This window comes from Chondrinema litorale, assembly GCF_026250525.1.
Lineage (GTDB): Bacteria > Bacteroidota > Bacteroidia > Cytophagales > Flammeovirgaceae > Chondrinema > Chondrinema litorale.
Window position 1 is genome coordinate 2,626,983 of sequence record NZ_CP111043.1, and the last position, 22,384, is coordinate 2,649,366.

The 22,384-nt window shown below is 33.2% G+C and carries 26 protein-coding genes; 23 read left to right on the top strand and 3 right to left on the bottom strand.

Annotated features, from left to right (window positions below; all coding sequences use genetic code 11):
- Positions 1–3 precede the first annotated feature (3 nt).
- The 6 genes from OQ292_RS10870 to OQ292_RS10895 all read left to right on the top strand — a co-directional run bounded on the left by OQ292_RS10870 (position 4) and on the right by OQ292_RS10895 (position 6,968).
- Positions 4–1,089: a sensor histidine kinase gene (locus OQ292_RS10870; RefSeq protein WP_284682152.1), complete on the top strand. Its 1,086-nt coding sequence runs from the start codon at positions 4–6 to the stop codon at positions 1,087–1,089.
- 32 nt (positions 1,090–1,121) lie between these two features.
- Entirely contained in the window at positions 1,122–2,171 is a 1,050-nt protein-coding gene (locus tag OQ292_RS10875) for a histidine kinase (protein WP_284682153.1), read from the top strand.
- Between the two features lie 14 nt (positions 2,172–2,185).
- A complete protein-coding gene (locus OQ292_RS10880; protein ID WP_284682154.1) occupies positions 2,186–2,962 on the top strand; it encodes a LytR/AlgR family response regulator transcription factor in 777 nt (258 codons plus the stop codon).
- A 145-nt stretch (positions 2,963–3,107) separates the two neighbouring features.
- On the top strand, positions 3,108–5,735 hold the full coding sequence (ccsA, locus tag OQ292_RS10885; protein WP_284682155.1) for a cytochrome c biogenesis protein CcsA: 2,628 nt from the start codon (positions 3,108–3,110) through the stop codon (positions 5,733–5,735).
- Positions 5,736–5,739: 4 nt separating this feature from the next.
- Complete coding sequence (gene rimM, locus OQ292_RS10890; protein ID WP_284682156.1) at positions 5,740–6,267, top strand: ribosome maturation factor RimM; 528 nt, start codon at positions 5,740–5,742, stop codon at positions 6,265–6,267.
- 14 nt (positions 6,268–6,281) lie between these two features.
- Positions 6,282–6,968, top strand: coding sequence for a TVP38/TMEM64 family protein (locus OQ292_RS10895; RefSeq protein WP_284682157.1), 687 nt, complete (start codon positions 6,282–6,284; stop codon positions 6,966–6,968).
- A 33-nt stretch (positions 6,969–7,001) separates the two neighbouring features.
- On the opposite strand, the gene OQ292_RS10900 is transcribed toward OQ292_RS10895, so the two are convergent.
- Together OQ292_RS10900 and OQ292_RS10905 are read right to left on the bottom strand one after the other, a co-directional pair.
- Positions 7,002–7,988, bottom strand: coding sequence for a hypothetical protein (locus tag OQ292_RS10900; protein ID WP_284682158.1), 987 nt, complete (start codon positions 7,986–7,988; stop codon positions 7,002–7,004).
- A 1-nt stretch (position 7,989) separates the two neighbouring features.
- Positions 7,990–9,237: a CHASE2 domain-containing protein gene (locus OQ292_RS10905; protein WP_284682159.1), complete on the bottom strand. Its 1,248-nt coding sequence runs from the start codon at positions 9,235–9,237 to the stop codon at positions 7,990–7,992.
- Between the two features lie 126 nt (positions 9,238–9,363).
- On the opposite strand from OQ292_RS10905, the gene meaB reads away from it, so the two are divergent.
- Positions 9,364–10,356 (top strand): methylmalonyl Co-A mutase-associated GTPase MeaB, encoded by a 993-nt coding sequence (meaB, locus tag OQ292_RS10910; RefSeq protein ID WP_284682160.1) that lies wholly within the window; start codon positions 9,364–9,366, stop codon positions 10,354–10,356.
- Positions 10,357–10,385: 29 nt separating this feature from the next.
- Here meaB and OQ292_RS10915 read toward each other — a convergent pair whose 3' ends face one another.
- Positions 10,386–10,631: a hypothetical protein gene (locus OQ292_RS10915; RefSeq protein WP_284682161.1), complete on the bottom strand. Its 246-nt coding sequence runs from the start codon at positions 10,629–10,631 to the stop codon at positions 10,386–10,388.
- Positions 10,632–10,914: 283 nt separating this feature from the next.
- Here OQ292_RS10915 and OQ292_RS10920 point away from each other — a divergent pair, with 283 nt between their 5' ends.
- The 16 genes from OQ292_RS10920 (at position 10,915) to rpsE (ending at position 22,374) form a co-directional block, all read left to right on the top strand.
- The gene (locus tag OQ292_RS10920; protein WP_284682162.1) at positions 10,915–12,303 is read left to right on the top strand and encodes a hypothetical protein; all 1,389 of its coding nucleotides are present in this window, start codon (positions 10,915–10,917) and stop codon (positions 12,301–12,303) included.
- A complete protein-coding gene (locus OQ292_RS10925) occupies positions 12,296–13,819 on the top strand; it encodes a hypothetical protein (RefSeq protein ID WP_284682163.1) in 1,524 nt (507 codons plus the stop codon). The genes OQ292_RS10920 and OQ292_RS10925 overlap by 8 nt, the downstream gene beginning before the upstream one ends.
- 14 nt (positions 13,820–13,833) lie before the next feature.
- Entirely contained in the window at positions 13,834–15,333 is a 1,500-nt protein-coding gene (locus OQ292_RS10930; RefSeq protein WP_284682164.1) for a hypothetical protein, read from the top strand.
- Positions 15,334–15,376: 43 nt separating this feature from the next.
- Positions 15,377–16,408, top strand: a complete 1,032-nt coding sequence (locus tag OQ292_RS10935; RefSeq protein ID WP_284682165.1) for a hypothetical protein — start codon at positions 15,377–15,379, stop codon at positions 16,406–16,408.
- A 66-nt stretch (positions 16,409–16,474) separates the two neighbouring features.
- Positions 16,475–17,629, top strand: a complete 1,155-nt coding sequence (locus tag OQ292_RS10940) for a cysteine desulfurase family protein (protein ID WP_284682166.1) — start codon at positions 16,475–16,477, stop codon at positions 17,627–17,629.
- A 198-nt stretch (positions 17,630–17,827) separates the two neighbouring features.
- Positions 17,828–18,247, top strand: coding sequence for a 50S ribosomal protein L16 (rplP, locus tag OQ292_RS10945; RefSeq protein WP_284682167.1), 420 nt, complete (start codon positions 17,828–17,830; stop codon positions 18,245–18,247).
- Positions 18,248–18,249: 2 nt separating this feature from the next.
- Positions 18,250–18,570, top strand: a complete 321-nt coding sequence (gene rpmC, locus OQ292_RS41015) for a 50S ribosomal protein L29 (RefSeq protein ID WP_348970575.1) — start codon at positions 18,250–18,252, stop codon at positions 18,568–18,570.
- 24 nt (positions 18,571–18,594) lie between these two features.
- Positions 18,595–18,849, top strand: a complete 255-nt coding sequence (gene rpsQ / locus OQ292_RS10955; RefSeq protein WP_284682168.1) for a 30S ribosomal protein S17 — start codon at positions 18,595–18,597, stop codon at positions 18,847–18,849.
- A 49-nt stretch (positions 18,850–18,898) separates the two neighbouring features.
- On the top strand, positions 18,899–19,267 hold the full coding sequence (rplN, locus tag OQ292_RS10960; RefSeq protein ID WP_284682169.1) for a 50S ribosomal protein L14: 369 nt from the start codon (positions 18,899–18,901) through the stop codon (positions 19,265–19,267).
- Positions 19,268–19,271: 4 nt separating this feature from the next.
- Positions 19,272–19,613: a 50S ribosomal protein L24 gene (gene rplX, locus OQ292_RS10965; RefSeq protein WP_284682170.1), complete on the top strand. Its 342-nt coding sequence runs from the start codon at positions 19,272–19,274 to the stop codon at positions 19,611–19,613.
- Between the two features lie 2 nt (positions 19,614–19,615).
- Entirely contained in the window at positions 19,616–20,170 is a 555-nt protein-coding gene (rplE, locus tag OQ292_RS10970; RefSeq protein ID WP_284682171.1) for a 50S ribosomal protein L5, read from the top strand.
- Positions 20,171–20,172: 2 nt separating this feature from the next.
- Entirely contained in the window at positions 20,173–20,442 is a 270-nt protein-coding gene (gene rpsN / locus OQ292_RS10975; RefSeq protein ID WP_284682172.1) for a 30S ribosomal protein S14, read from the top strand.
- A gap of 44 nt (positions 20,443–20,486) precedes the next feature.
- Positions 20,487–20,882 (top strand): 30S ribosomal protein S8, encoded by a 396-nt coding sequence (gene rpsH / locus OQ292_RS10980; protein ID WP_284682173.1) that lies wholly within the window; start codon positions 20,487–20,489, stop codon positions 20,880–20,882.
- A gap of 40 nt (positions 20,883–20,922) precedes the next feature.
- Positions 20,923–21,474 carry a 50S ribosomal protein L6 gene (gene rplF / locus OQ292_RS10985; RefSeq protein WP_284682174.1) on the top strand — a complete coding sequence of 184 codons (552 nt, stop codon included), beginning with the start codon at positions 20,923–20,925 and terminating at the stop codon, positions 21,472–21,474.
- A 12-nt stretch (positions 21,475–21,486) separates the two neighbouring features.
- Positions 21,487–21,840: a 50S ribosomal protein L18 gene (gene rplR / locus OQ292_RS10990; protein WP_284682175.1), complete on the top strand. Its 354-nt coding sequence runs from the start codon at positions 21,487–21,489 to the stop codon at positions 21,838–21,840.
- Positions 21,841–21,852: 12 nt separating this feature from the next.
- Positions 21,853–22,374: a 30S ribosomal protein S5 gene (gene rpsE / locus OQ292_RS10995; RefSeq protein WP_284682176.1), complete on the top strand. Its 522-nt coding sequence runs from the start codon at positions 21,853–21,855 to the stop codon at positions 22,372–22,374.
- The last annotated feature ends 10 nt before the right edge of the window (positions 22,375–22,384 follow it).

A 22,384-nucleotide genomic window follows, 5' to 3' on the forward strand; every position in this document is an offset into this window, starting at 1 on the left:
AATATGAAATTCTTTCATCGGGTATTTTTGATACTCTGTTTACTTGGAATTTTACTCTACAGTTATGCTGTATATAGTGAAACCAGCAGCTTTCCTGATTTTCTGGTAGATTACAGAGAAACCCTACTCATGATTTTACTGGTTCAAATTACTGGTTGGTCGGTACTAGGAGTAAATAGTATTTTGAGTAAAATAATTAATTGGAAGAAGCATACCTTACTGAGGTTTATAATAGGTGTTTTACTAGATGCTCTAACTGCTTTTATTTTGTTTTTTGGCTTAATAGCAGTTAGTCTTTATTTAAGTGTAGGCGAGGATGAGTTAAACTATATGATTATCAATAGAGAGGAGCTCATTGTAAAAACAGGCATTGTATTTTTCTTCACTGCATTTACCTATACCATTGTCGATTTTGCTTGGTTCTCTTACAGGCAATATGCAGTAGTGCAAATCCAGAAAGTACAAATGATGAGAAATCAACTTGAGCTTCAATATGATATGCTTAAGAGCCAGTTAAGCCCGCATTATTTGTTTAATAGCTTAAATACAATTTCAGCATTAATATACAGAGATGTAGAAGTGGCCGAAGAGTTTATCAGAAACTTTGCCTTAACTTATCAATATGTATTAGAGACCAATAATAAAAAACTTGTAGCGCTCGAAAATGAGATTGATTTTATTAAGTCTTATATATTTCTACTGAAAGTTCGCTTCGATGAAAGCCTAAAGGTTTTTATAGATATTCCAAATGAACTGTATACAAGTCAGATACCGCCTTTAACCCTGCAATTGCTTATAGAGAATGCAGTAAAACATAATGTAATTACAGAAGGCTCTCCACTAAATATTACCATCTCTTACGATGAGCAAACAGGATTAATTGTACGAAATAATAAAACCACAGTACCAGAGAGTACCTCATCTTTTAAGGTAGGCCTAGCTAACATTAGAAGAAGGTATGGGTACTTTTCTGAGATTCCTGTAAAGATTATTAATGATACTTTTTTCACAGTGGTATTGCCGGTTTTATATATAGATGCTAAGCAGAGGAATAAAGATTTACCCTATGCTTTTTTCCTTACCTTATAGAATAAAAAATTAAATAGCCATTATCAGAAAACATGGATAAAAATAACTTTATACACAATCTATATTTCAGACTTATCAGTCCATTGGTATATGGAGCCATGGTGTATATCTTGATTTTGTTAGTGAATGATAGAATTACAGAGCTTTCATCAAACTTTGAGTTATTCGAATTGCTATTCTGTATCATTCTCACCTATATAAATTTTGAATCACTCAGAATATTCATCAACCTAATAGATCGGTTTTATGCTTTTAAAAAAGGTATTAGGTTAAGGATTTTCCTTCAGTTTACCTTATTAGCAGTTTGGGCAGTTGCAATAACCAGTTTGTTGGTTTCTGTTTATTTTATTTATCTGGTTGGCTATAGAGTATTTACAGAAGAGTTGTATCTAATTACAAGTATCTATCTGTTAAGTAGTTTCTTTTATAATTCGCTATACATCAGCATTTTCTATTTAAATAAACAGAACGAAGCGGTATTACAGAGAGAAGAAAACCTTAGAAAAAACCTTGAGTATCGCTTACAATCTTTTAAGAATGAAGTAAACCCAGATTTACTTTATGATTGTTTAGAAACCTTAGTTTCTCTAATATATAGAGATGCAGAAGAAGCCGATGTGTTTATAAACAGATTGGCTGGTTTCTATCGCTATTCATTAGACAATAGGCAAGACGAACTAACTACTTTGGCAAAAGACATAGAAGCAGGAAAAAATCTTGTTGAGTTACTAAACTTCGAAAATTCATTTATTAGTCTGATAGATGAAACTGAGGCAGAATTTCTAGATGATGAAGTTATTCCTGGAACCATTCCTTTATTAGTGCATCATTTGGTTAGAAACTCTATTATTTCTTCTGCACACCCCATGCAAATTAAAATATTTACTGAAGGAGAACAGAGTGTTTCAGTGCAATGCAAGCTTAACGAAAGGTTAAAGCCAGTACCTAAAGCATTAAGGGAGATTAAAGATTTGCAACAAGCTTATTCTTTTTACACAGATGAGCCACTTGTAAGAATTAAAGCTTATCATGAAATTACCATTAGTATTCCGATACTCAGGCTAGAAGTGGAAGAACTGTAAAAATAAAACTAACAATGAAGGTACTGATTATTGAAGACGAAAAACCTGCGGCTGAAAAACTGTCGATGTTATTAAAAAAGCTGATGGCTGATGTAGAAGTGGTTGGTGTGATACAAAGTATTAGACAGGCTGTAAAATGGTTAAAAGAAGATTTAAATGAGTTTGATCTTTTGTTTCTTGATATTCAACTAGCAGATGGTTTAAGCTTTGAAATTTTTAAAGAAGTAAAAATCGACAAGCCGATTATTTTTACAACTGCTTATAACGAGTATGCCATTGAGGCTTTCAAGGTAAATAGCATTGATTATCTTCTAAAACCAATTACAGGAAAAGCTTTACAAGAAAGTTTAGATAAACTGGAAACCCTTCGAAAAAATTTACCTTCTTATAATGATGCTCCTAAGTTAGATGCACTACAAGAAATGCTGGCTAGCCTAAAGAAAAACTATAAAAAGAGATTTATGGTAAAGTTAGGTGAGCATATAAGAAGTATTTCTACAGAAAAAATCGCCTACTTTTTTGCCGAAGGTCGAACCGTTTATTTAATAAGTCTACAAGGGAAAAAATTTATTATAGATTATAAAATGGAAGATTTGGCAGACTTACTTGATCCTTCACTCTTTTTTAGGTTAAATCGAACATTTATAGTAAATATTCACGCAATTAATGATGTGGTTATTTTTTCAAATAGTAGGTTAAAAGTTTTAACATCACCAGAATCTCCCAAAGAAATGATTGTTAGTAGAGAAAAAGTAAATGATTTTAAAGACTGGTTTGATGGTTTCGAATGACGATTAATAATGTTGGAATTTAGAAATTACCAGTTCGGTAATAAAAACAAGAATACAGGGAACTTACTCAATTGAAACATTATTTGAAAACAGTGAGGTTGTTTAGTATTTTTGTACAACTTATTAATTTCTAAAGACCATATTAATGATACATACCTTTGTAGGTAATCTAGGACACTACTCAGTCATAATAGCATTCATAACGGCTTTGGTTTCAGCTTTCAGTTATGGTTATGCATCCAAGCTACAAGATGCCGAATTGATAAAAAGCTGGAAAAGTTATGCACGAGGAGCTTTTTATATTCATGGTTTAGCTGTTTTTACTATTGTAGCCAGCTTATTCTACATAATCTATAACCATTACTACGAATACCACTACGCTTGGAGCCATTCTTCTAATAATTTGCCTACTCACTATATGATCTCCTGTTTCTGGGAAGGTCAAGAAGGTAGCTTCTTGTTGTGGATTTTCTGGCATGTATTACTCGGGTTCTTCCTTATAAGATATGGTAATAAATGGGAACTGAATGTAATGTCTGTTTTTGCATTAGTACAGGCTTTTTTGGTTTCTATGATTTTAGGAATTGTACTAGTAGATATTAAGGTTGGTAGTTCTCCATTTGCTTTACTAAGAGATGTGATGGATGCGCCAATATTTGCAAGCGATCCTAATTTTATTCCAGAAGATGGTACAGGCTTAAATCCACTGTTACAGAATTATTGGATGGTAATTCACCCGCCTACATTGTTCCTTGGATTTGCACTTACCCTTGTTCCTTTTGCATATTGTATTGCTGGTTTAAAAGAAGGTCTTTATAAAGAATGGGTAAAACCTGCATTGCCTTGGGCTCAAGTTGCCGCAGTTATTTTAGGAATTGGTATTATGATGGGTGCCTACTGGGCATATGAGACATTAAACTTTGGTGGATATTGGAACTGGGATCCTGTAGAAAATGCGGTGTACATACCTTGGTTAGTGTTGGTTGGAGCAATTCACGTAATGATTACCTTCAAACGAAAAGATACTGCGCTTAAAGCTTCGATGATTCTGGTAATTACAAGTTTCATCTTAGTACTATATGCTACTTTCTTAACAAGAAGTGGTGTTTTAGGCGAGGCATCTGTTCACTCATTTACTGATTTAGGACTATCAGGTCAGCTACTTATATATTTACTGGCTTTTGTTGGTGTATCTGTTTTCTTTCTGGTTAAAGCATGGAAAGAGTTACCAACAACAGAAGAAGAAATTACTACTTATAGCCGAGAGTTCTGGATTTTTATGGGAGCTACAGTTTTATGTTTAGCTTCTTTTCAGGTTTTTGTGCCTACTTCAATTCCAGTTTATAATGCATTTATAGAGTTTTTCGGAGGTACTTCTAATATGGCACCTCCTGCAGATCAAGTCGAGTTTTATACTAAGTTCCAGCTTTGGTTTGGAGTAGTAATCGCATTACTTTCTGGAACGGGGCAATTCTTTTGGTGGCAAAAAATGGATAAGGAGAGGTTAATGAGTACGCTTACTTTGCCGGTAATCATTACTCTACTTTTATCTTCATTAGTAATACTGATATTAAAGATTACCAATATTATTTATATCGTATTGCTAACAGCTTCAATTTATTCAGTAATTTCTAATATTACTGTATTAATTAGGTTGGCAAAACAAAAAGTTCAGTTAACTGGAGGTGCTATAACTCACATAGGTATAGCATTAATGTTACTGGGAATTCTTTTTTCATCAGGCTATTCAAAAGTGATTTCACTAAATACTACTGGCTTGCTTTACAACAGAGAGTTTTCTGAAGAAATGAATAAGGAAAACTTATTGTTATTCAGAAATCAGCCTCAGAGAATGCTAGATTATAGTAGTGTGAATCAGGTAAATGATGTAAATGATCCGAATGCTAAATATGGCTATACACTGACTTATAAAGGCCCTAGAATGGAGTCTGATGAGTTCCCTGATTATATTGATAAAGAAATTTTGTTACCAACAAATGATGTAACAAAAGCAGTTATCACCAAAGACCTTGTATATAAGGGGGAAACCTATCACAAAAAAGGAGATACAATTCACATATACAATGAAAATACTTATTATGAAATTGAATATGTGAAGCAAAACGGAAAAAGATTTTCATTATATCCAAGACTTCAGAATAACCCACAAATGGGTTTTGTGCCTTCTCCTGATATTCGTTCTTTCTTAGGTAGTGATCTTTATACTCACGTGACCAATATTCCTGATCCTGAGTCTGAAACAGAATGGAGTGAGCCTGAGAAATTCACTTTATCTGTTGGAGATACTTTTATAGTAAATGATTTTATCGCTGTATTGGATAATGTAGTGAGAACCAACGATTTGGTTGAGGTTGATTTAAACGAAGGTGATGTAGCTGTAAAAGCTGAAATAAGAGTATTAGGTGGAGAAAGAAATTTTGATGTTCAGCCAATCTATGTAATCAAAGACAGACAGGTGGGAATGATTCCTGATATCTTATATGATTTGGGACTAAAAATGCAGTTCGAAAAAATTGATCCTCAATCAGGTAAATTTACATTAGTAGCTCAAACTACTCAGAAAGATTGGGTGATTATGAAAGCTATTGAAAAGCCATTTATAAATATACTATGGATAGGTACAATTGTGATGAGCATAGGTTTTTGTATTGCCATATATAGAAGGTTTTCAGACTTAAAAGAAGAAAATAGTAAATCTTTTAATTCTAGTAAGTCTAAAAAGAATATAAGTAAGAAACCTAAAATGGCATAAGTGAATGAGAAAAGATGATTGTTTTGAATTAGGTTATGTTGTAAAGCCTCGTGGTTTGGACGGGGAACTTACAGTTGTTTTTGATGCAGATGATCCTGATAGATATCTAAATATTGATGCAATATTTGTTGAAAGTAAGGATAACCTGATTCCATATATAGTAGAATACGTTTCTCCTCTTAATGATAAGTTTATATTAAAACTGGAAGAAGTAGATGATCCTGATTCTGCGGGAAAATTAAAAAGCTGTAAGTTGTTTTTACCTCTAGAAGTACTTCCAGAATTAGATGATGATGAGTTTTTTCTGCATGATCTTGTAGGCTTTTCGATTGTTGATGAGCAAAAGGGAGCTTTGGGTTTAATAGAAAATATTTATGATATAAATAATAATACCCTTATTGCACTAATCCATCAAGGTAAAGAAGTTCTAATTCCTATTACAGAGGATATTGTAAAGCAAGTAGATAAAGAAAAGCAGGTTGTTCATACCTTATTACCAGATGGGCTACTCGAACTCTATTTAGAAGAATAGTTAATAGAGTTTTAATGATATCACTTTTAAAAATCCTGAATAGAAACAAAGCTTCCAGTATTTATATTACTTTATTGCTAGTTCTGTCTGTTTCTATTAGTGGAATAATGGGCTCAACAGCTTATTATTATGCTGAAAAATACGCTGAGATATCAACTGAATTAATTTTAATGTTTTATACACTCAGTGTATTTAGTATGGCGTTTGGCCTAACACCTACCACCTTTATAAGTATAATTAGTGGCTATGTTTTAGCTTGGCCTGCAGTTTTACCACTAGTTATCTCTTATATGCTAGCTTCTTTAGTTGGGTATTTCACAGCAAAAATTATAGATAAGGGTAACTTCATTAAGTCTATAGAAGAAGATGAAAAGCTTTCAAAAGTTTATGAAAGGCTTCAAGGTAATGAGTTATTTGCTGTATTCTTCACCAAAATATCTCCCGTAATTCCATTTGCAGTAGGTAACTTCTTACTATCTATTGGAAATGTTCGTGTCGATAGATTTTTGCTAGGGAGCTTGTTCGGTATGTTACCAAGAACATTACTAGCATTATGGACAGGCATTCAATTACATTATCTGGCAAGTTCAGGTATTGAAAACTGGTCATCTAACTGGAGTAGTTGGATGATTTTGTTGTTAATTGTAATATCTCTAGGAGGTTTTTATCTTATTTTTAGAGATAAAAAAAAGCCCGTATAAACGGGCTTATAAATGTATTTTTGTAGGTATAACTTAATCTTCTGTAGAAGTACTTGCCGTTACTGATTCTTTTTTTACTAAACCATAAAAAGTCAAGAATTCAGTGTAGTAAGATGAATATTGTGGTACATCTGAAATTGCAAGAGCTTCTTCATACATATTAATTGCATTTGCAATCAAGCCTTTTTCTTCAAAGAATTTCGCTTTAATTAATTTATTAATTGCAGTTTCTTCTTGTGGTAATTTGTTAAGTTCTTCAGCAATTAAATAATTTTCTTTGCTTTTCAATTTTTGAAGCATTGCTTCTGGGCTTGTAATTTTTTTCTTGCCGTTTTTAGTCACAGCTTCAACCTGATAAATTAAAGTCTTGTTTCTTTTGAATTTACTATCAGAGAGATCAATTGTTACTTTTTTATCAGAAGTATTTGTTTCGAAAATTATATTTCCAATATTATCAGGAGAGCCATCTTTTACGGTGAAAACATAGCTTTGAATATCATCTTCTTTTACTTCGTCAAAGTTATTCACAAACCATTTGATGGTGATTTTTGTATCTGCTAAAACTTTGCTGGTTTTACTAATACCGTTTTCATCTACTGGCATTGCAAATAATAAAGGTAGCTTGCTTACATCTCTGGTTACAGATCCAGTTTTTGCACTTGTATTAAATCTGGTAGAGTTTCCATCTTTTGAGGTAAGCTCATTAATTACGAAATCTGCATATCTATTAGTAAGATCATTGTCAGCCGCAGCTAATTTTGTTTCAAGATCACTTATTTTATACGTTCCGGCTTTGTTAAGCTCAATGGTTTTTTTGCTTGTATGAGCTAGACCAAGATAAGCGCCATTACCAATTGTAATAGTTTGGTTAGATTGTAATAACGCACCTACTTTGAGTGGTTGGCCATCTACTTTATTATCACCTTTAGCTCCAAGTACCATAAATTGTGCGAATGCACCTATTGAGCTAAGAAGTAGTATTAGGGTAGTAACTGAGAATCTGAATCCTGTTATTTTCATTTTATGATGCATTTAATGAATTTGGTTTTAATGAAAGTTTTCTGATAAATGAGATTTTACTAAGACTTACCAGAATGATATCGATATAGATTTCAGTTAAATCGCCTGCTAGTATGATAACGAGAAAAACTAGTGTTAAATCAACTTTATAATTAAAAAGAGCAAAAGAAAATATACTAATTGTCAGTATTATGAGGACTTCTATCAACTGAATGATTTTAGTAAGTCCGTAATAAGGAGAAAGCTTTTTGTTATCAAGTATATATGCAAATAGAGCTACATTTAAATAACATAAAATGATTGCGATGATATACCCAATGTATGCTGGCATTTCATTTATGTAGTTCTCATCTAAAATCATGGAAACTACATTTGCATGAACTACAACACCAAACATATCAGGGGTACCTCTGCCTACTTGTTTTTCATTTAAAGGAGTATAGAATTTATCTTCATCGAAGTAGTAATCAGTGTAATGATCACCCATGTAACCCATAATTACGATTTTATCTTTTATGAGTTCTGGTATAAAGTTCTCTTTTAGTACATCGTCTACATCCAGTTTTGTGAACTTGTCCAGATTTCCTTTAAAGTAGATGTTTTCTATTTCATTTCCCCTTGCAAGGAACTTTTGAGCAGCTTTTTCATTATATACTTCTGCTATTTTTACAGGAAAGCAAGGTTCTTTTTTTCCTTTTTTTGTTGTTTCTTTTACTGGAATGGTACGCCATGTAGTAAAGTCACCGAATTCAAGATTACCTACATTTACAAAGGCAGTTTGAGCATTTTGAGAAAAAAGTGGTGGTGGAGTATATAATGTATCCCATCCGGTTGAAGTATCGGATGTTACTGCAAACTCACTGGCCATAATAAAATTATTAGCTTCTTGGATCGCAGTTGCCAGCTTGAAGTCACCCATTGGATCATCTTCTTTTAAGCCAAAAAACTTGGCATCTATGGCTATTACTTTCGGGTTGTATTTGTTTAAAATACTTATTTCGTCGGCAATACTACCTCTTCCTCTAGATGCATCTCCAATATTTACTAATACAATTCTTTCGTCAAATGGAATTGCTTCGTTATTCCGAATTTTTGTATAGTAAACATCAGTAAGATTGTAGTCACTTAAGACTTCTTCAAATACATTCAGGAAGTCGAACTGAACTCCTATACTTCCTAACATCCACATAAAAAGAAATACAGCAAATGTTCCTGAAATATTTGTCCAATTAAATAATTTTTTCATCATAATTTTAGGATGTTTGTAATTTCCCTGCTTAAAGTGAAAATTTCCTTTTGAACGAAATTTTTTCTATTTGTTGAGAAGGATGTAATGATTTGTAGCTGAAATGAACATAAAAATTATAATCTTGTCATGAGGAAGAAACAACTTACTGAAGAAGCCTATGTATCTGGAATTAAAGAAGGAAACAGATTTATTCTAAGTCGGGCTATAACATTAGTGGAGAGTAACCTGCCAGCTGACATCGAACTCGCACAAAAAATTATCAGACATTTTTCTAGAGATAAAGAGAAAACTATCCGAATTGGAGTGACTGGTGTACCTGGTGTTGGTAAAAGTACTTTTATAGAGTCGTTTGGTGAAATGGTTGCTGAAAAGGGGTTGAAGGTTGCTGTTTTAGCAGTAGACCCAAGTAGCCAGGTAACCAAGGGTAGTATAATGGGTGATAAAACAAGAATGGAGACTTTGTCTAATCATCCGAATGCTTATATAAGACCTTCTGCATCAGGAAGTTCTATAGGTGGTGTTGCCAGAAAAACTAGAGAAGCAATGCTGCTTTGTGAAGCTGCTGGTTTTGATGTAATCATAGTAGAGACTGTAGGTGTTGGCCAATCTGAAACGACTGTAAAGGGTATGGTAGACTTTTTCTTATTACTAATGCTTGCAGGTGCTGGTGATGAGTTACAAGGGATAAAAAAGGGTATTATGGAAATGGCTGACTGTGTAACGATAAACAAAGCAGATGGCGATAATAAGAAGAAGGCAATGAGAGCCAAGCGAGAATATGCCAATGCACTACATTTATTTAGACAAGAAGAGCATGGTTGGCATTGTAGCGTAATAACTTGCTCTGCAATAGAAAGAGAAGGTATTAATAATGTTTGGGAAGAAGTTGAGAAGTTTGTAGACGTAAGAAAGCAAGTAGGTTATTTTTCTGAAAACCGAAAAAAGCAGCGTTTAGAGTGGATGAAAGAAAGTATTGAAGATGAATTAATGCAGCTTTTCTATAGAAATGATGCAGTTAAAGGGCATTTACAAGAAACCAAAGAAAAAGTGATGGATGGCTATTTGCCTGCCTATTCAGGTGCATCAGAATTAATAAAGCTTTTTACTGGTAGAGAGTAAGAGATTAATAGAGACAGCATCTGAAAAGATTATCCTTTTTTACGGATTACTGGTTTAAATTTTTTCTTAACAGGTTTAGGTGCTGTTTCTTCTTTTGGTTCCAGATGGTACTTTCTTCTTATCTGATTCAAAAGAAAAAGTTTTTGCATGGTAAAACTCTTAGGATTAACCAGAGAAAATAATTTATTAAATTCTTCCCATCTTTCAGGCTCACTATTTTTAAATAAACCTGAATCTATTTTTTTACTTTCAAGATATTCTTCAAACTCACTCATTTCACAAAAATAATCGCTTTAAATTTACTCTGAGTATAAGCTAATAAATTCTTTTCTTATCAATATTTCAAAACAATGAACTAGTTATAATTCAGTTTAAAATAATATAAAAACTACCTTAATAGAGGGTAAGTAATAAAATATATTTTTTTAACTTGATATGGCTGTTCTACAGCAAACTTTTTTATCGAACATTAAAACGTCATCCCAACAGACTTTTCTCTTTTTTGGGGTTTCATGTGTTTACTTACTTCTACCAAGCTTAATTTTTTTAATAGGTTGGTTGCATTGGTATATTGCTTTACCAGCAGCTCTTTTACTTATATTTGCCTGTATTTCTTTTCTAAAATCTAATAAGAATCTTAAAGATAATTCTAATCCTATCTCAGGGAAGTATTTGTTGGCAATTGCTCTGCTTTCTTTACTAGTTACTGTGTACTCGGGAATCGGGGGATACACGAATCAGTTAATTGATTTTGAAAAGCATAATGCTGTTTTGTTTGATTTAATAAATAACAAATGGCCAGTTTTTTACCACAACCATCAATACATTAAAGAATCTGTTTTTTTAGACTACTACCTTGGCTGGTATTTACCGCCTGCTTTATTGGCCAAAATCACATCTATCTACCTTACCGAATTTTATTCTTTTGCATGGAGTTTTCTGGGCTTGTTTCTGTCTATATATTGGTTTTTAAAAATCGGAGGAGTTAAAAACTGGTGGGCTATTTTCCTTTTTTTCCTTTTTGGTGATCTGGAAAGCGTATACACTGTAATCAGATTTTTTACTAAGAGTATTTTTGTATGGAATTTTGATTGGAATTTTCTTCTAAAAGAACTTTACCTTACTGATATAATTTTCGCCAATTTTAGTTCTAACTATGCCTGCCAAATGACTCAATACGAGTGGGCGCCTCAACACAGTTTAGGAGCTTGGGTAGGTACAGGCATTATTTTGCAATCATCTTATTTAAATAAAGACAATAGATTTATTTTACTACTTGGTAGCTTAACACTTTTATGGAGTCCTTTTGTTTCTATAGGGCTTATTCCTATTATATTATTATCAGTTTCAAGAAACATTAAAAGTGTTTTTACTTGGGAAAACTTTGTTGCTGGTCTGTGCTTGTTTATAATAATGGCTGTGTATTATATAGCGCATTATCCGCAAGATTTTAGGTGGATTTGGGAGATGTATAAAAACAGTGAAGGGCTTTATAAAGTGCCTTTATTTATTATAGTAAAATTCGGAATTGTACTTATTTGTATTTATCCATTTATTAAAAATGACAAAGAGTTTAAGCCTCTGTTTTTTGTGGTTTTTATCTCATTAAGCCTTATACCTTTTATTTACATTGGTCATCAAGCAGATTTTGCTATGCGTGCTTCGTCACCATCGTGGTATATTCTGGTAATATTGGTAGTGATGAGCCTTAAAAGTATTACCAGAGCAAACACACTTAAGTATTTGTACTATTCGCTTATACTGCTTTCTTGCACGAGATATATTATATATGGAAAGTATCATACAACGCTACATGAATTATATAACTTAAAAGTATCTGAATCTAACAGATTAACTAATCTGTATGACTTAGAGTGGTTTAATACCCAGTATTTCGGAAGAATGGAATCTCTGTTTATGAAATATTTTGCAAAGGAGCATGAATAGCGTTTTTCCTATAAAAAAGAATGGTGTAATAGCCCAACAGCAGAATGCAGACCTGTTGAAACTATTCTCAGTTTGTTATCTTATTTTACCAGTTATTTTATTCTTGATATTCTGGTTTAAAATTGAAATAGTTGTTCCAGCTATTGTAGTTGTTATAGTAGTTTGTGTCTCATATTTCAGAAACTTGCATCTTACTTTTAATCCAAATATTTTAAATTTTTCTCTTAAGAAGCATATTTTACTACCTGCATTTGCATTATTTATTTGCTTGTTTTCTGGAATTGGTGGGTTTGTATTTCAAGGTGATTTTTTGAAGCATTATGCCATGCTGCATGATTTGGTGTATCTAGATTGGCCAGTTATATATACTCAATCTTCAGAGATTACTTTTCTCAATTATTATTTTGCCTATTTTTTACCACCAGCATTTTTGGCTAAAATTACTTTACCAGAACTAGTAGATAACTACATTATAATTTGGACTGCTTTAGGTCTTTATCTCTCTTTTAGGTGGTTTATCTGTTTTGCTGGGAATAAAAATATTTGGTTGCCTGTATGCTTTATGCTTTTTCTAGGAGGGCAAGATTTTCTTTATGCTTTCCTTAAATTTTTTCTGCAAAGTGCTTCATTAGAAAATAACGATTCAGCATGGCAAATTTTTCAACAAGAGATTTCTACTGTTTGTGTGTTTCATAATACTGTTTTGCGATACCCAACAAATTTCTTTGCCATTTCATGGGCACCGCAGCATTTAATTGGAGCTTGGTTAGTAACTTCTGTATTAATTAAAAACTATTTAAGTCAATCAAACCAGAAGTATTCCATATTCATTTTGAGTTTTTTGCCTATTTGGTCAGTGTTTAATGCAGTTGGTTTAATTCCAATTATGCTTGCATGTTACCTAAGAAACAGAAATGGCATTTTTTCTTGGCAAAATATATTGGGTGGAGGAGTAATTCTAATTTTAACTGGATTTTTCTATTTGGCACATAGCTCTGTAAGTGAGCAAGGATGGTTATGGGAGTTTATTCCTTTAAAAGCTTTGACATTTAAATGGATGCTATTTTTATTGTTTGAGTTTGGTTATATCGCTGTGGTAATTCATAGTTTTATCATCAAATCTGAATGGAGATATTTGTATCTAAGTAGCCTGATTTTTATGAGTTTACTACCAGTGTATGTACTAGGTTATATGAATGATTTATTAATGCGTGCCGCAGTTCCATCCATTTTTGTAATCAATTTATTGGCTTTTCTCTATTATCAACAAAATAGGTTCAAATATAAAAAAGTCATTATGGTAGTCATCTTAGTCGGTGTGTTATTGCCACAGGTGTTAACTATCGCTTCTTATATGCCAGAGTTTACAAAGTTTCATGTCGAAAATGGATTTTCAGAGTCAAGAGTACGAGTGCAAAACTCTAAAATTTTAATCGAACTTACTGATGAAAACTGGTTTAATACTCAGTATTTCGGGAGAAACGATTCTTTTTATTATAAATATTTAGCTAGATAAATTGGAGAATTGAGATGGGTAGAGTGCCTTTAAAACAGCTTATTAATAATCAAATTTACAGACTATCAGTTTATACAATTCTGTATTTATTAATTCCAAATATTCTATTTGTTGTAGGTTGGTTTAGGTGGGAAATCGCAATTCCTGCAATAATTATAATTTTTATTTGCCTTTATAAGCTATTGGCATCCTTTGCAGAAATTGAAGGGGTTTCTATTAAAAAAATATCAATTCCATCAAGGTTAGTGTTGTTGTTGGTAACATTAGGAATTTGCATTATTTCCGGAATTGGTGGTTTTACATTTCAGGGTGATGTAGATAAACATTATGGAATTTTAAAAGACTTGATTACTGAAAGTTGGCCAGTTGTTTACCCCGAAAGTCAGTTAAATAATGGACTTGTTCACCTTAATTATTACCTAGCGTATTATTTACCCGCGGCTTTTTTAGCCAAACTTACTAGTATTTATTTGGCAGATCTTTATATCTTTCTTTGGACTTTTACAGGTTTATACCTTACGCTCAGATGGGTAATCACATTTTCTAAGAAGAATACACTTTTCATCACTTTATTAATTTTCTTATTTTTTGGAGGACAAGATTTTTTGTACTCAGCCATTAAAATTCCAATAAAATGGATTTTTACTGGAGAGTTAATTTCTGCTCATATTTTCAAGATGGAAATTGCCCATGAAGCAGTCGTCCATAATAATATTTTGCAGTTTTATTCTCCAATGGTAAGTATGACTTGGTGTCCACAACATGTATTAGGTGCTTGGTTAGCTACTGCTTTAATAGTTTATGAGTTTGGGGAAAGAAAAAGTTTACAAAACATAGTCTTCATATTTAGTCTCACATATATCTGGTCAGTTTTTAATGCTTTTGGCTTGGTCGTTTTTTTAGTGATCTTTCTGATAAAAAAGGGGATTAAGCCATATTTAAGTTTTCAGAATATTGTAGGAGGTTTGCTTTTTTTACTATTGTCTGGTGCTTATTTTAAAGCGCATTATAGTATTTCTGAAAGTGGTTGGATATGGGAGGTAATTCCGGGTAAATCTTGGTTACCTAAAATTATAGTCTTTCTTTTTATAGAATTCGGCATTTATGCCCTTCTTGCCATTAAATACGCGTCTAAGCATCAATGGAAAGATTTATGGTGGGGAGCAATTATTACTTTATTAATTATTCCATTTTATGTAATTGGTTATTTCAATGATTTTTTAATGCGAACTGCTGTACCGTCACTTTTTATTATCAGCATTTTTGTGATTCAGTATTTTGGAGAATTATCTTATCGTTGGAAATATCATTTCCTTGTTATATTTATCATCTTAGCAAATATTCCTTATGTTACGCTGAGGTATAGAGTGAGAGGAGCTGAGAAGGAACAAGCTAATGTAGCTAATAGTGTTAGTGTTATAAAGCTTCGAGAAGATAAATGGTTTAATAGCCAGTATTTTGGGAAAAGTAATTCTATTTACTGGAAATATATGGCTCCTAAGCTGAATCAATAGTTGTTTACTTCAGTTTAGGTGATCTAGATAAAACTTAACTGAAATGGGTAAAAAGTCATTGTTTAACATTGGTAAGTTAAAAAAAAGCAGCGATCTAGAGTTTTTTGCACTGGATATAATAATGCTTTTGCTAGTAACTGCCAATTTGCTCTTAATCGTTTTTGAATGGGTTTTTACATATCAAATTATTCAAGATCTTCTCAAAGATTCCCTCCCCGTTTTTTTTGATTTGTATTATACAAATATCCATACAAACTTTATTATCATTGATTTGGTTTTTGTCGCCATTTTTATTTCTGAGCTACTATTTCGCTGGGGAATAGCCATTTATAGAAAAACCTATCATAGCTGGATTTTTTATCCTTTTATTCACTGGTATGATGTACTGGGCTGTATACCACTGGGTGGCTTTCGGTTTTTAAGAGTGCTTAGAGTTTTTTCTATGGTATATAGGCTTGAAAGAATGGGAGTAATTAATCTCTCAGAATCGTGGTTATTCAAGCAATTAAAAAGGTATTATCAGATTTTTCTTGAAGAAGTCTCAGATAGAGTAGTAGTTAATATAATAGATGGAGTAAAAGCTGAGCTAGAAGGTGGTAGCCCTATTTCAAATAAGATTGTAGGAGATGTATTGGTGCCACAAAAAGAAGAAATTACTTCTTGGGTGTCTGATAGAGTAGATGCAGCATTAAGTAGTACCTATCAACTTCATCGAGATGAAATTAAGAAATACATTGATGAGCTAATGGTGCGTGCACTTGAGAAAAACAAAGAGGTAATGACGTTAGAGCTTGTGCCTGTTTTAGGAAGCTACCTTACATCAAGAGTAGAGAAACTTATAAGTGATATAGTTTTTAACGTAATAAATGAGGCTGTAGAAGATATTGCTAATCATCGAGACAAGGCTGTAGAAGAAATAGCTGAATTAGTTTTTGATGGATTGCTACATACCAGTCAGGATGAAAAGTTTAATAAATTTGCTTTAAGCGTAGTTTCAGAAACACTTGATATTGTTAAGGATAAAGTAAAAGAGAAACAATGGAAAATCTCTAATGATGATAATTCTAGCAGCTAGAAGGATGCTTTGCCCATAAATTAACCAGCACTTTTATTAAGTTTGCAGAAACGAACTGACTTAGTTATGAAAGTATATTTAGATAATGCTGCAACTACTAGTATAGATAAGAGAGTTCTTGAAGAGATGCTCCCTTTTTTGGAGAATAATTTTGGAAACCCTTCATCTACACATTCGCATGGCAGGGTAATCAAAGCTGCAATTGAGAAATCGAGAAAAAAAGTAGCTGAACTGCTTCATGCAACTCCTGCCGAAATCATATTTACATCAGGTGGAACAGAGTCGGATAATACTGCGATTAGAAGTAATGTAAATACAGGAAAAGTAAAACATATTATCTCTAGTAAATTAGAGCACCATGCTGTATTGCATACAGTGGAAGAGTTGGAACGCAAAGGGGTTGTTAAAGCAACTTATATTGATTTTGATGATAAAGGAAATTTAGATCTAATTCAACTTGAAGAGTTATTGAAAGACTCTAAAGATGTGATGGTATCTTTAATGCATGGGAATAATGAGATAGGAAATATTTTAGATATTGAAAAGGTTTCTGAACTTTGTAAAGAATACGGAGTCATTTTCCATTCAGACACGGTACAAACTGTGGGGCATTTTGATATAAATCTTTCAACACTTCCGATAAACTATATTGCAGCATCAGCACACAAATTTCATGGGCCTAAAGGTGTTGGTATCTTATATATGAAAAAAGATTCTCGAACTGTTCCTTTCATTACAGGAGGCGGCCAAGAAAGAGAAATGCGTGGGGGAACTGAGAATGTTTATGGAATTGTAGGTTTTGCTAAAGCATTAGAGTTGGCATTATCTGATTTAGAAAATCATAGAAAACATATTGAGTCTTTAAAGTGGAGAATGATTCAACAACTTCAAGAGAATATTCAAGGTGTTGAGTTTCATGGAAACTCTGGAGATGTTGATAATAGTTTATATACAGTATTAAATGTTTGTTTACCAGAATCTCCAGCGAATGGTATGATGTTATTTAATCTTGACTTAGCTAGTATTTCTGCCTCAGGAGGGAGTGCGTGTTCAAGTGGAGCATTAGCTGGTTCTCATGTGATTAATGCTTTGAGAAAGGGTAAAAATAGTGAAAAAGGAGTTATCCGATTCTCATTCAGTAAATATAATACAACAGAAGAAATTGACTACACAGTTTCTAAGCTAAAAGAGGTTTTAGATAGCTCGAAAGTAGTCGGATAAATTATTATTGTTTTTTATTAAAATAATTACTGCAAAGTTTGCAATAAAAATTTACTTCCTTATCTTTGCAGTCCATTTCGGGAGATACTGTGCTTATCTGACATAAGTATAAGTCTCTTAAAAGATTTAAGAATTTAAAATTTTCAGGTAGAGCACTTCAGTACATTTGTATTGATTGTATCAATAATATTATTTGTTATGTTACAGCCTAAAAGAACGAAATATAGAAAGCAGCAGAAAGGCAGAGTGAGAGGATTGGCTCATAGAGGTAGTGAGATTGCTTTTGGTAGCTTCGGTATCAAATCGCTTGAAATTGGATGGATTACTTCTAGACAAATTGAAGCAGCTAGGATTGCAATTACTCGTGCAATGAAAAGGGAAGGTCAGGTTTGGATTAGAATCTTTCCTGACAAGCCTATCACGAAGAAGCCGGCAGAGGTGAGGATGGGTAAAGGTAAGGGTTCTCCAGAGTATTGGGTGGCTCCTGTTAGACCTGGAACTATTCTTTTCGAATCTGATGGTATCGGTTACGAATTGGCAAAAGAATCTTTAAGGTTAGCTGCTCAAAAGCTTCCGGTTAAGACTAAAATGGTTGTGAGAAGAGATTATCAATTTTAATTATGAAAAGTTCTGAAATTAAAGCTCTTTCAGTAGAGGAGTTAAAAGACAAGATTTCGTCTTCAGAGAAAGCGTTACAATCATTAAAATTCGGTAATGCTATTTCTCCAATAGAAAATCCAATGCAAATCAGAGATGTTAGAAGGCTAGTGGCGAGATTAAAGACTGAATTGCATGCAAGAGATTTAGAGGCTTTGAAAGGTAAAGCGGGTTCTGGAGATTTGACGAATCTTAATGCAAAGGCATTTATGGCTGATAATAAATTTGATTCCACAATCAATTTGGCAAAAGTTAAGAAAGTAATAAAAGTTGCCGGTAAGTAATTTCTGGCTTAATCGAAAGATTTTATGGAAAGAAATTCTAGAAAAGAAAGAATCGGGATAGTGACTAGCAATAAAATGCAGTCGTCGATTGTGGTTGCCGTTGAGAGAAAAGTTAAGCATCCTATATATGGTAAGTTTATGAAGAAGACTACCAAGTTTATGGCGCATGATTCTCAGGATGATTGTAATATAGGCGACAGGGTGAGAATTATGGAGACAAGACCTTTGAGTAAGAGAAAAAGATGGAGGCTTGTTGAAATTATAGAAAGAGCCAAGTAATTATTGGTTTAATAATTAATTATTGTCCGATTTAGCTTTGTAATTTATAATGATACAGCAAGAATCAAGATTAAATGTTGCCGATAATAGTGGTGCTAAGGAAGTGCTTTGTATTAGAGTACTCGGCGGGACTGGTAAAAGATACGCATCAGTTGGTGATAAAATCGTCGTGACTGTGAAGTCTGCAATTTCTTCAAGTAATTTGAAGAAAGGTACAATTTCTAAAGCAGTAGTAGTGAGAACAAAAAAAGAGGTAAGAAGAAAAGACGGTTCTTACATTCGTTTTGAGGATAACGCTGCTGTATTGCTCAATAATAACAATGAGCCAAGAGGAACAAGGATTTTTGGTCCTGTTGCTAGAGAGTTAAGAGAAAAGCAATTTATGAAAATCGTTTCTTTGGCACCAGAAGTTCTTTAATGTTATGGAAAAAGGAAAAGTAAAAAAAGTGAAATTCCACATTAAGAAGGGAGATAAAGTAGAGGTGATTTCAGGTAATCACAAGGGTAAGAGTGGTGTGGTATTGGAAGTTCTAAGAGCGAAAAATAGAGCTATAGTTGAAGGAGTTAATTTGGTTACCAAGCACATTAAACCATCAGCTGAAAGTCCTGAAGGTGGAGTTGAAAAAACAGAAGCTGGTATTCATATAAGCAACTTAATGCTTGTTGATCCTAAAACTGGAGAGAAGACTAAAGTTGGTAGAAAGCTCGATAGTAACGGTAAGTTGAAAAGGTATTCTAAGAAAACAGAACAATTTATAGATTAATCATGGCAGCTCCAAGATTAAAAAAGCAATATAGTGAAGAAATTGTTTCTGCATTGAAGCAGAAATTCAATTACAAGTCTGTAATGCAGGTGCCAAAATTGTTAAAAATTTGTGTTAACAAAGGTATCGGTGAAGCAGTTTCAGACAAGAAGTTAATTGATATTGGTGTAGAAGAATTAAGTATAATTACAGGTCAAAAACCTGTTCCTACTTATGCAAAGAAGTCAGTATCAAACTTTAAGTTGAGAGAGGGAATGCCAATTGGCGCAAGGGTTACCTTAAGAGGTGATAAAATGTATGAGTTTTTAGATAGACTTGTTTCGATATCACTACCAAGGGTAAGAGACTTTAAAGGAATAAGTGATAAGAGTTTTGATGGAAGAGGTAACTATACCTTAGGTGTAAAAGAACAAATCATTTTCCCTGAAATTTCAATTGACAAGGTTAAGAAAATTTCCGGAATGGATGTCACATTTGTTACTACTGCTGAAACAGATGAGGAATGTCTGGAATTACTTAAGCTGTTTGGGATGCCGTTTATGAATCAAAAGAAATAAATATGGCCAGAGAATCAGTAAAAGCTAGAGAAAGAAAAAGACAAAAACTAGTAGCTAAATACGCAGCCAAAAGAGAGGAGCTTAAGGCAAATGGAGATTACGCTGCTTTAGATAAACTACCGAAAAATTCTTCAAAAGTTAGACTGCATAACAGATGTTTGTTAACTGGCAGACCTAAAGGTTATATGAGAAGATTTGGTATTTCTAGGGTTGTTTTTAGAGAATTAGCTTCTCAAGGTAAGATTCCAGGAGTTAAAAAAGCTAGCTGGTAATTTTAATGGTTAAATTAGCTTAGTAGCTATAAATATATAAAATAATGACAGATCCGATAGCTGATTATTTGACCCGGTTGAGAAATGCAATTAGAGCTAACCGTAGGATTGTAGAAATACCCGCATCTAATCTTAAGAAAGAAATTACAAAAGTTCTTTTCGATAAAGGTTTTATTCAGGGATATAAGTTTGATGACTCTACAGCTCAGGGTACTATCAAAATAGCATTGAAATATAATCCATCAACCAAGCTGCCTGCAATGGTTAACATTGAAAGGATAAGTAAGCCAGGTCTTAGGAAGTATGCAAAAGCAAGCACTTTACCTAGAGTGTTGAATGGATTAGGCGTTGCAATTTTATCTACCTCTAAAGGGGTAATAACAGATAAAGAAGCCAGATCTTTAAATGTAGGTGGTGAAGTACTTTGCTATGTTTATTAATTTTGGCAATAGTGGTTTTGCTAATTAAAATATTTTAAAGATGTCAAGAATTGGAAAAGCTCCTATAAGTATTCCGTCGGGAGTAACAATAAAAGTTGAAGATAGTACAGTGGAAGTTAAAGGTCCGAAAGGTACTTTAACTCAAGCCGTAAGTCCTGATATCTCTGTTAAAGTTGAAGATTCTCAGGTAGTACTTGAAAGACCATCTGATCAGAAAAAACATAAAGCTCTTCATGGCTTATACAGAGCTCTGATTAACAACATGGTTGTTGGAGTAACTGAAGGCTACAAGAAAGAGTTAGAATTGGTTGGTGTTGGTTTTAAGGCTGTAGCTTCAGGTAATATCCTTGAGTTAAATTTAGGATATTCACACAATGTTTACTTTGCTGTACCAGGCGAATTAAGTGTTTCTGCTGAAACAGCTAAAGGTAAAAATCCTATTGTAAGATTGGAAGGAGTAGATAAGCAATTAATTGGTCACGTAGCAGCAGAGATTAAGAAGCTTAGAAAGGTTGAACCTTACAAAGGAAAAGGTATCAGATTCTTAGGGGAACAGATTAGGAAAAAAGCTGGTAAGAGCGCAGCAAAATAATTGTAAAGTAATATGGCTACTAAAAAAAATATTCGCAGACTTAAGATCAAGAGACGCATTCGTAAGAATGTATCAGGTACATCAGAAAGGCCAAGATTATCAGTATTCAAAAGTAATTCTTCTATTTATGTACAGCTTATTGATGATGTTAAAGCTGAAACTTTAGCCTTTGCTTCATCAAAAGAGATTACTTCAGATAAGAAGTCTGTAAATATCGGTTTATCAACAGAAGTTGGTAAATTGATAGCAACCAAAGCCATAGATAAAGGGATAAGTGAAGTAGTATTTGATAGAAATGGTTCTCTTTATCATGGAAAGGTGAAAGCTTTAGCTGAAGGTGCAAGAGAAGGTGGTCTTAAATTCTAATTTATCATTATTATGTCCAAGCAAGGAAATATAAGGAAATTAAAAGCAAGTGATATAGAGCTTTCAGAGAAGGTTGTAGCTATCAAAAGAGTTGCTAAGGTTGTAAAGGGTGGTAGAAGATTCAGTTTTTCAGCAATTGTTGTAGTTGGAAACGGAGATGGTGTAGTTGGTTACGGTCTTGGTAAAGCGAATGAGGTTACAGATGCGATCACTAAAGGCATTGATGATGCTAAGAAAAATCTTATAAAAGTACCTATATTAAAAGGAACTATTCCTCATGAGATGCTAGGAAAATTTGGTGGAGGACTTGTTCTTTTGAAGCCTGCTTCTCCTGGTACTGGAGTAATTGCTGGTGGTGCTATGAGGGCGGTATTAGAGTCAGCAGGTGTACATGATGTGTTGGCTAAGTCTAAAGGATCATCAAACCCACACAACGTAGTTAAAGCAACTTTCGATGCTCTATTAAAAATGAGAGATCCATATGCAGTTGCTCAACAAAGAGGTGTGAAACTTGAAAAAGTGTTTAACGGCTAAGAAATTAATT